Here is a 13203-nt window from a genome sequence, read left to right as displayed (position 1 = left end):
GTATTCATAACTTTGAGCTCAGCCAAGACATCTCCTATTCGCATACAGTTGATACAATCTTGACGAATAAGACAACCGGATACTCTTTCAAAACTCTAGAGAAATTTGGCCGATAAACTGGGACATTCCATACCCACTGTGAACTATTATCATGATTAGCACTTTCACTTGAAAGAAGATGATTATGAGAATTGGAATGAGAAAACCTTCTTTAACTCGCAGCATCAAGGCAAGAACCACATCGAAGTGGAAACGTCAAATGAAGAAGGCATTAATTCCAGGCTATGGGAAGAAAGGCTTGGGTCGGATGAAGAATCCGCGCAAAGCGTTGTATAACAAGGTATATCGCAAAACCTCATTCTCATTTTGGGATTTATTCAAGTAAATTGCTTGTGACCTTGGCGCACAATATCCTTGAATGACAATCCACGTATCTTATAACGCAACGCTCGAGTCATATATTCCAGTTACACACCTCACAGCTCAGAGCGACAAGCTCTCGATTCAATCAACACAAACCTTATGCCGCTTTCACCGCAGCCTCAGACCATCACACAGTTTGACCGGCGCCCCAGGAAGCCTCACATCCGCAGAATATTGGTACGGGAGTAGTAGATCGCACCTGGCCTCGGGTATTCGCCTGTGAGTTCGGGAATGGTCACCAGAGTAAAGCCTCGATCTCTCAGTTTCTGCAGCAACTGAGCAATGCCTTCTGCTGTATCCTCCTGAATGTCATGCATCAGAATAATCGAGCCGGTCCTCGCTTGCGCAAGCACTTTCTTCTCGCTGCTCTGCGAAGTTGCACCCTCTGCCCAGTCATAAGAATCCATGTCATACAAGGCGAATGCGATGCCAAGTTGATCGGCGATGTATTCACGGCTGGCCTCATCGACTGGGCCGTGAGGCGGCCGGATCAGATTGACAGCTCTACCCGTTGCTTGTGCAATGGTTGCACTGGTTTGGTCCAATTCCTGTTCCTGCAAACCTTGTTCCATGATCTTGGGCAGATCGATATGCGACCAAGTATGGCTGTCAACTGCATAACCCTTCTCGATGGCGGCACGCAAAATAGCTTTCGTTTCATCAGTGACGCTACCACCCATCGCGAAGAATGTGGCATGAACATCGGCCTGTTCTAACGCATCCAATATTCGTGGCGTGGTCTGCGTGCTAGATCCATCGTCAAAGGTCAGGGCAACACATTTCTCAGTTGCGCAATCAATACCTTGCGCAGCATTGGAAGCCTGAATTAATGCATCTGCAGCGCCCAGCATTTTTTGTTGCTCTGCAATATATGTATTGCGATCGAATGACTGGCCTACCCCATTCGCAGTTGAGCCATTCTCGCCGAAGGATTCATTATATGAATCGATCACTTGCTGAGCGTTTTCCAAGGCCTGGGACACGGACCGATCGGATTGGTCACCGACTTGTTTGATTACGGCCCCAGCATATTCATCGGCATACGTATTCTCACATGCAGTCTTGGAAGACGATCCCGATTCTGCAGAATACTGCTCAATCATGGAGTTCAAACCAGAAGCCACCGACTGCAGCTGACGCTGCACGATTGAAATTTCAGCGGCATCATTATTGAGCACTGCATCCCGCACAGTATCTATGGATTCATGCAAAGAGACGATGCGCTGTTCAGATTGTTCCGTCAGCTTCTTCAAATTACTGGCTTAGTCAGAAAGAGATTTTGGCAGTTGCTTTGCAGCGCATCTGCTTGATTCCAATATTTCATTCGCCTGATTTTCATCCGCACTGGCTGAGCTATTCAGCTGATTGAGCACACCGCGTATTGCATCAGATGAAGTGCCATCACTGCCTTGAGACGAGGCTGATACACCAGCTTCATTCAGCGCGTTCTCGGCATCTTGAGCCAAGGCAGAGAAACGTTGCTGAGACAATTCATATGAATTGGACCATTCAATGCAGTCGGCGAGGGACCTACGATAGTAATCATAAACAGGTCGATATGCGGCGAATGCCATAATAATAAGCAGTGCCAAGACCACGCCAGAAGCAATCAAACCATGCCAGAGACGTTTCGATTTGGCAATGCTCATCCATACCTCGCTTGTTTGGCTTCTGTTCGAAAATGTCATCCTGGTGACGGCATAGCCTCTTCTCTGCACAGCCAACCCCAAGCACCCAAAATACAACAACAGACGTACTGAAGCTTCATGACAATTCGAATTCAACGGTCACCCCCCTCCCTCGGCATGCCTGGGATTAGAATGACCAACGGAAAGGAGCGGCATGGGACGTCATCAGAGGGCAGAAACTTCAGGACTGGTTTCATTTGTCCTGTGCGCTGGAGTAGCCGCAGTGGCCATAAGCCTCTACCTCGACTATGCTCCCGCAATCTGGCAGGTCACGCAGCGACTTTTCAGCGTATGCGGCGGCATCGTTGCAGGATGCGGCGTCATATCATTCATAATCGGCTATTCACGGCATTCCGCCTCATTCACACTTCAGCGAGGCTGGCTGGTTCCACTGCGAAGAATCTTAGAGATCTTGTCACTTTCAGCCGTGTATGCCGCAACGATATTCCTCTCGGTCTTTGCTCTGCTTGGCATCATGAACGGCGTCATGGGACTGATGTTCATGGATTACATCTCCACGGTTTGCGGAGCCATCGCTGGAGTCGTCGGATACTTAACCTTCGTCCAGGCGGAATTACTCGATTCAAAAACAATCGCATCATTGCTGCCTCTGTTCGTCATATCAGGTGTTGCCACAGCCGGACTGACATCGGATGACCCCAATTGGTATCACAATAACTTTTCCCAACTCGGCGACCGCACCACATTCGCCGCCCGCATGTTCAACTCCACACTGATGCTCGCCGGACTATGCATTATCATCATCAGCTACTTTGCAATTTCCGAGCTCATCACCACATACCGCATGCATCGTGACTGGCAGGATGAACGCCGCAATAGCGACACCGAATACATTCCCCATTTCAAGGTTCGTATCGTGTGCCTGGCCATCCTGCTCACCCTTTCAGGCATCGCTTTTATCGGTATCGGCATGTTCCGTTATTCACCACATCCCATTCTCCACAACGTTTTCGCCCGAGGACTTCCCGGCCTCATAGCCGTGCAATTACTAGCACTCCCCTGGCTGGCACCGCAACTTTCCAAAGCCACATTTGTGATCTCTGATGTTGCAATCCTCCTCTGTGCAGCCGCTGGATACAACTGGATGCAGGGCGGTGACACCCTGACCAATGTCGAAGCCCTTGTAGGCATGCTCTATCTTGGCTGGTTCATTGTATTCTCGCGCCAAATCGCAGCCATCGAAGCGGACCGCGTACAGGCGCAGCTATTGCATTCTCAGATGAAATCATCCACTCAAGATGACAAAGAGGCAGCGACTATCGAGGCCACACAAGCGAGCGCAGAAATACTATCGACTGCACTGGCACAGGATGATGAGCAGGCTCAGCTTGCATCGAGGCTTTCAGCAAGGAAATAACAGGTATCAAATACATGCGGTATCACGATGCGGATATGCCATCCGCTATGAAGGCCGCATATTCAAGGCGCCCTAACGTCCGGATATCGCGATGGTGGGTGTGCACTCCGCATCGGAATGCGCACCCACTATCACCTGCAGCGTCAATGTGTATTAAGCTAGTCGACCGTCTCATTGAGCTGAAACCAGCACAAACACTCACCGAGCCGACCTAAATCCCACAATCCACTAGAACTGCAATGGGCTTTCCGGCTTCGATTCGCTCATCAACAGCAGGAAACTTCTCGACTGTGCTGTGATATTGAATCCCGCCTCGTAAATCAGCTCCGGACCTTGCGGATTATTGGTGTCGACGACGATTCTCCACTTTCGCCCATATCGCTCATCCGGAAGTGTAAAGGTTATCGGCTCATAATGCGCATTGAATATGAGAATGAAATCATTATCTACCATACGGTTGCCATACCAGTCGCTTTCTGGAATATCGGAGCCGTTGAGATAAATCATCATCGAAAACGCATGGGTATTCGACCAATCCTCCATATCCATTATGGAACCGGTGTGGTCGAACCATTCCACCTGTGGAATAATCTCAGAATCGTCACCAGGCTGCCTTCCGGTGAAGAAACGCCTTCTGTGCAACACAGGGTGATCCAAGCGCAGGTGGATGAGCTTAGACACGAAATCACACATTTCCTGCTGCGCTTCACCCAAATCCCAGTTGGTCCATGAAATCTCGTTATCCTGGCAGTAGGCGTTATTGTTGCCCTGCTGTGTGCGCATGACCTCATCACCGCCGCAAATCATAGGAATGCCCTGGCTGAGCAAAAGCGTTGAGAACATATTGCGCATCTGACGCTGGCGCAGATCATTCACATCATGAATGGTAGTGGGACCTTCCACCCCGCAATTCCATGAACGATTATTGCTTTCACCATCACGATTATCTTCGCCATTGGCCTCGTTATGTTTGTCGTTATAGCTCACCAGATCATTCATGGTGAAGCCATCATGAGCGGTGACAAAATTCACCGAAGCCACAGGACGTCGACCGTTTTGCTCATACAGATCAGAACTACCCATAAGTCTGCTGGCAAATTCAGGCAGCGTCGAAGGCTGCGAGCGCCAGAAATCGCGCACGCAATCACGATACCGGCCATTCCACTCAGACCAGCTTGAAGGGAATCCGCCGACCTGATATCCACCAGAACCCAGATCCCAAGGCTCCGCGATCAGTTTCACCCTTGAAATAACAGGATCTTGCTCAACGATATCGAAGAATGCAGAAAGCTTGTCCACCTCTTGGAACTGACGAGCCAGTGTGGCGGCCAAATCAAAGCGGAAACCATCCACATGCATTTCCTCCACCCAATACCGCAGACTGTCGGTGATCAGTCGCAGGGCATGCGGCGAGCGCATCAAGAGCGAATTGCCAGTGCCAGTGGTATCGAAATAATGCAATTGATCATTGTCCACCAAGCGATAGTAAGCCTGATTATCAATGCCTCGCAGACTCAGAGTCGGTCCCTTTTCGTTGCCTTCCGCAGTATGGTTGTAGACCACATCAAGAATGACTTCCATTCCTGCATGATGGTATGCCTTCACCATGGATTTGAATTCATTGACCTGTTCGCCGCGCTCGCCCGAGCTTGAATATGAATTTTGCGGAGCGAAGAATCCTATGGTGTTGTAGCCCCAATAATTGCTCAATCCCTTTTCCTGAAGGAACGAGTCATTGACGAATTGGTGGATTGGCATCAGCTCAATGGCCGTCACGCCAAGTTTCTTCAAATACTCGATGACCGCAGGATATGCCAGCCCTGCATAGGTGCCTCGAATATCCGGCGGAACATGTTGGTTGAGATTGGTCATGCCGCGCACATGTGCCTCGTAAATCACGGAATCGTGATACGAAATGAACGGATGCTGGTCGTTGCCCCAATCGAAATACGGATTGATCACCGCGGATTTCATGGTATGCGCACTGGAATCCAGATTATTCATATCATTGATGTCATCCGGATTGGCGAACCAATAGGAATACAAGCTCTCATGCCCATCGATATTGCCTTCAATGGCCTTGGCGTATGGGTCAAGCAGCAGTTTGTTGGGGTTGCATCGCAAACCGTTGGCGGGATCATACGGTCCGTACACGCGGTAGCCGTAACGCTGCCCCGGCTGGATGCCTGGAATATAGTTGTGCCAAATGTAGGAATTCTGCTCGGTCATGTTGATGCGTGTCTCATTGTTCTCTTCATCGAACAAACACAGCTCAACGCGTTCTGCAACTTGGGAGAACACAGCAAAGTTGACGCCAGCGCCATCGTAGCTTGCACCGAGCGGATACATGGATCCTGGTCTTATTTGCATACTTACAGTATGGCACGAAAGGTATGAACGTACTGTGTACTTGGGGTTATGCGATATTTCTTGCTCAAGAATTTTTGATGGAAAGGCGCCGCAGTGCCTCATGTTGTATGGCAATAACGGAGTTTGACGCACTGATCGGCATTTTTTGCAATTCCGACCAGCTGACCCAGGCCATTTCCACATGCTCATCGGCGTCAAATGATCGTTCGCCCATCTTCCACTGGCGCACATGCAGCACCATGACATGAACGAGTTCTTCGCTCATGCCTTCTGTGGAATAGAAATCTCCGACATGGTCGATTTCGATGTCCTCTGGATTCGCACAAATACCGGTTTCTTCCCGCAATTCTCGCAAAGCGGCGGTCTCCGGCGATTCTGGCCCATCCATTATTCCCGCCGGCAAACCGTAGGCGAATGCGTGCATGCCTACGCGATATTCTCTTTCGACGACATATTGGTCGCTCTCAACATCATGAACCAACATGACCACGCTGGGCTCATGCCGGATGACCTGCCTGCGGATCACTGTTTGCCCGCCATCTGAGGTGCGCAAGGCTATTGTGCTGTCATCAACACTGAAAACGGCGCCACGATATCGTTCAACATTGGAAATGACCTGTGGAACGGCTTCCATGTCAACACCGCCATGAGAGGCAGCCAACCTGGCGTTGATACGGCGCCTTTCCTCTTCATTCCACTGGCCAAATTGCATTGTTGAAGATCTCCTTGCCGTTGTTGCTGTATCGAAATATCACGCAGTGACTATGGAAAGATTCCATGGGTCAGTGTTGATATTCAGCCATTGCATATCAACCTGTTCACCGGTGATCTTGGCAATCGCCTGCGGAATGTCTTCCACTGCGTATCTAAACCATATTGACTCTATTGCAGAGTGAGGTGTGTTGATCAAGGCGGGTTTCACTTGTATTGGCGTTGGCCCATCATGCATATTGTCCGCCGATTCATGCGCCGATAGGCCTCTATCAAGCTCAGCTGCCATACGCATTCGTGCTTCGTGACGTGCCTGTTCCATTGCATCGGTTGCTGGATGGTGCCTGAGATCACTGGTGACATACACATCAACGTCCGCAGCGCAAACTTCGTCGAAGAGCGAATCACCGGCTCCCGGAAGCACGGCAATCGAACGCACCATGCCATCCAAATCACCGCTCACCTGCACACCCAGATGAGTTTTTGGCAATTCACTCGCAACACGATGTGCGAAATCGTGCAGCGTAACCGGCTCGGACAGCACTCCGACCCTACCCAGACCCACTTCATCATCAGGACGCTCGGCATCCGATATGGGCACCAGAGGATGCTGGTCCACCATGCCGAATGCGTCCGCCGCGGCTTGGGCCACTCCACGAAGTGCAGCGTCGGCATTGGTATGCCCCACCCACAAGGCGCAGCCGTGGCGATACAGCTCGCTGACTATGGCACCACGCACCGTCTGGGAAGACACCGTATGCACCGCGCGGAAATACAAAGGATGGTGACACACCAGCAAATCGGCATGTGAGGCTATTGCAGATTGAACAACATCCCATGTGGGGTCAGCCGCACACACAATATGGCGTACCGGTTCGTCCAGATCTCCGACAATCAACCCCGGTTCATCCCAATCCTCTGCGTATCGCAAAGGATATAGACTCTCCAAGGCCTGCACTGCTTGACGCACCGATACCATGATGCAACCCTTTCACTTCGCTTTATGCAAACTTCACTGAGTTCGACGAGTACCGCACGTCAAACATACTGCGCAGCACCGTATCAATGCGCCGCCAACTGCCAATCCGCGCCCACGCCGATGGACACATCCAAAGGAACTGCAATGTCCACTGCATGTTCCATGGCGTCCTTGACCAAGGCACTGACTTGCTCGGTTTCGCCCGGTGCAACTTCGATAACCAATTCGTCGTGGATTTGCAGGATGATTCGGCTTGCACAGCCGTTTTCCTGCAAGGCCCTGTCGGCTCGAATCATGGCAAGTTTCATGATATCCGCAGCAGAACCCTGAATGGGAGCGTTCAATGCACCGCGTTCAGCGGCATCCCTCACCGTCCTGTTTGTCGAGGTCAGTCCGGGGAAATATCTGCGGCGTCCGAACATGGTTTCTGTATATCCCTTGCGACGCGCCTGCGATACCAAGGATTCCAGATAGTCATGCACCTTGCCGAAGGTTGAGAAATATTGTTCCTTGAGCACATCGGCCGCTGCAGGGCTTATCTTCAATTGTTGAGCCAGGCCATATGTGCTCAGACCGTAAGCCAGCCCGTAGCTCATCGCCTTGACGTGGCTACGCTGATCAGAATCAATCTGATCAACGGGAATGCCGTATACCAAGCTAGCTACATACTTATGGAAGTCTGTGCCGGATTTGAAGGCTTCGATCAAAGCCTCGTCACCCGACTGCTCGGCCATAATACGCAACTCAACCTGCGAATAATCGCAGCTCAAGAGGCTGGCATACCCCTCACCCGGTACGAAAGCCGAACGAATCTCCCTGCCGGCGGCATTGCGATTCGGTATATTCTGCAGGTTCGGATCCACCGAGCTCAAACGGCCAGTTGCTGCCACAGTCTGTTCAAAAGTCGTATGAATACGACCGTCTTCCCTATTGACAGCATCGAGCAGTGTTTGCACGATCTGCTTGAGCTTATTGGTCTCACGGTGGCGCAACAACGCCCCGAGGAAGGTGTTTGCTCGCTCGTTATTGGCCGATTTCACATACAAATCCTGCAATACGGCAGCATTGGTGGTGTATCCGCCAGACTTTGTGCGACGTGTGGGTTTCAGACCCATATCCTCGAAAAGCACTGTCTGCAATTGCTTAGGGCTTTGCAGATTCACCTGAGATCCCGCTTGCTCCCACGCAATTTCCTGCGCTTGACGAGCTTCACTGCCGAATTGCTCTCGCATCTCGGTGAGCCGGCGCATATCAATGCTCGCCCCTGCATGTTCCATGCGATACAAGGTTTGCGAGACTGGAAGTTCGATGGCTCGAAGCAGACCGAATTGACGCCTTGCATCGACCAAAGGAGCCAAAGTCGCGGTCAATGCCGCAATAATCGAGACATGAGAAAGCGCCTGATCGAATTCGGTATCCGATTCAATCTGCTCTTCCAAATCCAGCTGGCCTTGCACCTCAGGTTTCGGTTCATCGATGTGAATATCAAGGAAATGCGCAGCTGCCTTTTCCAAACTATCGGCATGGAAATCCGGATGGATCAAATAGCCGGCCAATTTGGTATCGAATTGGGGCATCGGAAGTTCCATATTGACGGCATCAGCCATATGTCGCATTTCCTTATAGCCATGCATGACCATGCTTGAACGGTGTTGCTTGGCAAAATCGAGGATGGATTCGCGAATGCTCGCATCCTGCATGGTTTTCGCAGTGATGATAGCTGCTTGGGAACCAATGAGCAGTGTCACATTGTCGAGTCGCGCGCGCCCGGGTCGGTTGTCACCCTCGATATTGAGCACCCACGTAGTTTCCAAAAGCGGCGAGCACTGCATATCGTGGTTGATCTCTGCATCAATGGATGCATCGCTAGCGGACGAAGACTTTTCATCGTCTTGATTAGGGAGATTCCCAGCGTACGAAGCCATCCATGATTGCAATGTGGCTACGTCCTCAATAACCGTAGATTCTGGCTTGTCAACCGATGCCGGAGCCGGTGCCTGCAGCTCTTCTTGTGCCACTCGCCCTGAATTAAAGGTCTTAAGCACTCGACTCTTGGTCCTGACACCGAATTCCAGCTTGGAGAACAGCGTCTGCACTTTGCCTGCGTCAACGCCTTCCAAAACGCATTCTTCGAGATTCACATCCAGGTCTAGATCTCGGACCAAGGCATTGACCTTGCGGTTGAGCAACACCTGATCGATGTTGTCACGCAGTGCTTGTCCCTTCTTGCCTTTGATTTCATCTGCATGGTCGACAATGCCCTGCAAAGAACCGTATTGATTGATCCACTTGGCTGCAAAGCCGTCACCTACTCCTGGGACCCCGGGTATGTTATCGGCGTTCTCACCACGTAGCGCTGCCAAATCCGGATACTGCTGCGCAGTGACATGATACTTTTCGACGATTGCCTCAGGCGTCATATGCTTGAGGTCTTTGAAATGGTGTCCAGGATACAGCACCGTGATATCCTCATCCACCAATTGGAAGGCATCGCGGTCGCCAGAGAGAACCAATGAATGCATTCCTGCAGCTTTGCCCATCGTGGCTAGCGTGGCTATGACGTCGTCGCCTTCATAACCAGGCTTTTCAATATAGGTGACTCCCAATGCATCGAGCATTTCTTGTATCAGGGGCAGCTGTGAAAGCAATTCCTCCGGAGCAGCATCACGAGTGCCTTTGTATTGAGGGAGCAGCTCCGATCGGAAAGTACCGCCTTTGACATCGAAAGCCACGGCAAGATGGCTTGGATGTTCCGCCTCGATCACCTGGGAGAGCATGGTCGCAAATCCCCAGATGGCGTTGGTGGGCTGTCCGTTGGACGTGGAGAAATTATCTACTGGAAGCGCGAAATACGCGCGAAACGCCAATGAGTGGCCATCGACCACCAGCAGTGTTTCGCGCGTATTTTCGGCTTGTGCTATTGAGTCATCACTCATTATTTGATTCCGGTTTGGTGTCACCATACTTGGCGATGATGGCCATTGCCAGTCTCTTCTTAGGAATGCGCTGATCCATGGACGTCTTCTGAATCCAACGGAAAGCACCCTGCTCGGAGAAATCGGCCTTGTCCATAAGCAGGCCCTTGGCACGATCTACCAGCTTGCGCTCTTCCAAAGTATCTTCTGTTTTCTTCAGCTTTTCTTCGGCCTGCTTGAGCTGCTCCTCCGTTTGCTTCAAGCGGTTCTCACTACGCTCGACACTATCAAGCAAATCGTTGATTTCAGCGAAGCGACCCATGGCAACTTCCAAAGCAGGCAGAAGCTTGGACTCTTCATATGGCTTGGTCACATAAGCCATGGCACCTGCACCAGTGGCTTGCTTGACCAAATCCGGCTGTGAGAATGCCGTGAGCATTACCACAGGGGCAATATTCTCATCGCAAATGGTCGCTGCAGCGGTAATGCCATCCATACGAGGCATTTTCACATCCATGCAGACAACATCTGGACGAAGCTTGCGGGTGAGTTCAATGGCCTCCTCACCGTTTGCAGCTTCGCCGACAACCTTGTAGCCGTTGTCTTCAAGCATTCCAACCAGATCAAGGCGATTAACCGATTCATCCTCGGCGACCACCACAGTCCGCTTGCGCGGCTCAGAGGACTTCTCCTCGTCCTTCGGTGCAGTCTGTTCCAGAGACGTCGCCCCCTCGGCGACAGCCTTCAACTCTTCAGCAGTGAGTACATCTTCCATAGGTACTTCCGATTCGTGTGTATTGTTTACAGTCATTGTACCCTCTTTCCACGTCATTTCCGATGCTCCGGTACAACCCTTGCAATACGCCATCAGCTGCCATCCGCTCGCCTTGTGATTCATACGACCGGCCCAATGGCTCTGCACCTTCGATTGCTCATACCCTAGTCACGGCAAAGACCATCGTTGTGCAAGGCACAGGGTTGCACCAGCAAACATATTCGACTGGATGTTAGCCTAAGAACGGTTCGATAACAAGACACTGTGCTCATAGCGTGTCGGCACAATATCGTTGTGCATACGATGTCTTACATCGTATGAGTGCGACATTCGGCTCTGGTCTTGCCGGAATCGGTCGGGATTGCTGCGCTGAGCCAAGTACTCTGCATGAGTTTGGCACAATCTCACAGAACGCCTGTGAACGGGCAATGCAAGTTCCAACTTGTTTTCAGTCCCGTTCACAGGCATACGATATATGCTGCAACCTCAAGGGTCTGAGGCGTTTGCATCATCGGGGTCTTGATCAGCGCTCTTCTTCCATTCCGCAACGCAGACGCATCAGGGCAATAATGGTTTTGGCATCAACGATCGTGCCATTGATCACCATACGATACGCCTCATCAGGAGTGAACAGGCGAACTGCAGAACGAGGTGTCTCCGGGCCGATGACATCTCGCGCAACCGCGGTCAACCCAGTGGCGTGAAAAAGAGCCGTATGCTGTGTGGAGAAACTTGGCGTATTGATAAAGCGACTGAATTGCGTAAATTCCTTCGCCTCGAAGCCCGCCTCTTCACGCAGTTTGCGCACTGCGACTTCAAGAGGTCGCTCACTGGCGTCCTTCGCATGCCCTGCAGGAATCTCCAAAGTCCACCTATGCGTTGGAATGCGGTATTGTTCGACAAGCGGGATTCGTCCGTCATCAGTCTCAGCCAATACTCCGACTGTGTCGCCGTTACGCTCTCTTAAAACATATCGATCAAACTGTTCGGCATCACTCGTAGAGAATGTCACGTGATCTACATCAAAATAATGTGTTTCTACGATTTTCTTGCGTGTATCCTCACGAATGGGGCTGGACGCCAGGGATCAAATCGACGGTAAGTTTTGTCACTCATATGCCCTCCTCAGGGACGCGTGCATTCTCAACCATTGTATGTCGCCACCAGCATCATTTCTGATAGCGATTCTGTCGTACCCTTGAGGCAAATACTGCAATAATGCGAAAGACGCAAATGTCGCGATAGCAATTACCGTATGTGACATTGCTTCGTGGACCTGTAAGCGATCAAGAACCTGAAGGTGACCGAGGACCAACAGGTGATATTCAGCAATCCAAGCCATATTCATGACGACACTATATCCATGAGTTCCTTCATTATGTTGTTCGCCATTTTTCGGAATGTGGTCACAAACCCAGAGCTATGCCATATATTGCAATGTGCAACGATAAACAGGACAACGAGTGATGTGAACCACTGCAGGACACTGTTGCGAAACGCCGAAAAATACCAAGATTGCCAAGGGTTTTCATCAACTTGCACACTTGTAGTTTGCAAACAAAAACAGTTATGGTATTCTATGTGAGGCGTGAAGACGCGGAGACGTGTTGGATCACTGATTGCCCCTGTATCCCAATTGGTAGAGGAAGCAGCCTCAAAATCTGCGCAGTGTGGGTTCGAGTCCCACTGGGGGCACGGTTAAGGCACCGTCTGTTGACGGTGCTTTTTTGGGTTAATGGACAAAATGTGTGTCTAATACGGCGTGTCAGAGTGGTCGTCCTGCCCATCCCTTTCTGATGCCGAAACCTCCTTCCCATGCATCGATTCCGGGTGCCGGCCGTTGCACTTCGGTATGGTCCGTGCGGGCGACGGGATGCCGTGCCAGTTCGGCAGTCGCCCGCCCCCATAGCTCCGGGGTGACGAATCGTTCCGGCCTCGGATCCGCGGTCTTCATGTAAAGCACC

General features: G+C 51.1%; 9 protein-coding genes, 1 tRNA gene and 1 pseudogene. 3 read left to right on the top strand and 8 right to left on the bottom strand.

The window, feature by feature from the left end; all coding sequences use genetic code 11:
• Positions 1–168 precede the first annotated feature (168 nt).
• The gene (locus tag BITS_RS05000) at positions 169–336 is read left to right on the top strand and encodes a hypothetical protein (RefSeq protein ID WP_345914458.1); all 168 of its coding nucleotides are present in this window, start codon (positions 169–171) and stop codon (positions 334–336) included.
• Positions 337–581: 245 nt separating this feature from the next.
• Here the strand turns inward: BITS_RS05000 and BITS_RS04995 are convergent, their stop codons facing one another.
• Both BITS_RS04995 and BITS_RS04990 read right to left on the bottom strand, forming a co-directional pair.
• Complete coding sequence (locus tag BITS_RS04995; RefSeq protein ID WP_044259542.1) at positions 582–1676, bottom strand: polysaccharide deacetylase family protein; 1095 nt, start codon at positions 1674–1676, stop codon at positions 582–584.
• 9 nt (positions 1677–1685) lie between these two features.
• Positions 1686–2072: a hypothetical protein gene (locus BITS_RS04990; protein WP_026641979.1), complete on the bottom strand. Its 387-nt coding sequence runs from the start codon at positions 2070–2072 to the stop codon at positions 1686–1688.
• Positions 2073–2265: 193 nt separating this feature from the next.
• Here BITS_RS04990 and BITS_RS04985 point away from each other — a divergent pair, with 193 nt between their 5' ends.
• Positions 2266–3489, top strand: a complete 1224-nt coding sequence (locus BITS_RS04985; RefSeq protein ID WP_051264330.1) for a hypothetical protein — start codon at positions 2266–2268, stop codon at positions 3487–3489.
• Between the two features lie 228 nt (positions 3490–3717).
• On the opposite strand, the gene glgX is transcribed toward BITS_RS04985, so the two are convergent.
• From glgX to BITS_RS04955, 6 genes and pseudogenes are all read right to left on the bottom strand, one after another.
• On the bottom strand, positions 3718–5838 hold the full coding sequence (gene glgX, locus BITS_RS04980; protein ID WP_026641978.1) for a glycogen debranching protein GlgX: 2121 nt from the start codon (positions 5836–5838) through the stop codon (positions 3718–3720).
• An 85-nt stretch (positions 5839–5923) separates the two neighbouring features.
• Positions 5924–6571 (bottom strand): NUDIX hydrolase, encoded by a 648-nt coding sequence (locus tag BITS_RS04975; RefSeq protein ID WP_026641977.1) that lies wholly within the window; start codon positions 6569–6571, stop codon positions 5924–5926.
• A gap of 39 nt (positions 6572–6610) precedes the next feature.
• The gene (locus BITS_RS04970; RefSeq protein WP_026641976.1) at positions 6611–7549 is read right to left on the bottom strand and encodes a Nif3-like dinuclear metal center hexameric protein; all 939 of its coding nucleotides are present in this window, start codon (positions 7547–7549) and stop codon (positions 6611–6613) included.
• 83 nt (positions 7550–7632) lie between these two features.
• The gene (gene polA, locus BITS_RS04965) at positions 7633–10485 is read right to left on the bottom strand and encodes a DNA polymerase I (RefSeq protein ID WP_026641975.1); all 2853 of its coding nucleotides are present in this window, start codon (positions 10483–10485) and stop codon (positions 7633–7635) included.
• Complete coding sequence (locus BITS_RS04960; protein WP_026641974.1) at positions 10478–11275, bottom strand: ANTAR domain-containing response regulator; 798 nt, start codon at positions 11273–11275, stop codon at positions 10478–10480. The genes polA and BITS_RS04960 overlap by 8 nt, the downstream gene beginning before the upstream one ends.
• 487 nt (positions 11276–11762) lie before the next feature.
• Positions 11763–12355 (bottom strand): annotated as a pseudogene (locus BITS_RS04955) (NUDIX domain-containing protein).
• A gap of 505 nt (positions 12356–12860) precedes the next feature.
• On the opposite strand from BITS_RS04955, the gene BITS_RS04945 reads away from it, so the two are divergent.
• A tRNA-Leu gene (locus BITS_RS04945) sits at positions 12861–12934 on the top strand.
• The last annotated feature ends 269 nt before the right edge of the window (positions 12935–13203 follow it).

Origin of the sequence: Bifidobacterium tsurumiense, assembly GCF_000741765.1 — a bacterium.
GTDB lineage: Bacteria > Actinomycetota > Actinomycetes > Actinomycetales > Bifidobacteriaceae > Bifidobacterium > Bifidobacterium tsurumiense.
Note: the sequence above shows the minus strand (reverse complement) of the source record. Positions and strands in the feature narration are given on the sequence as shown.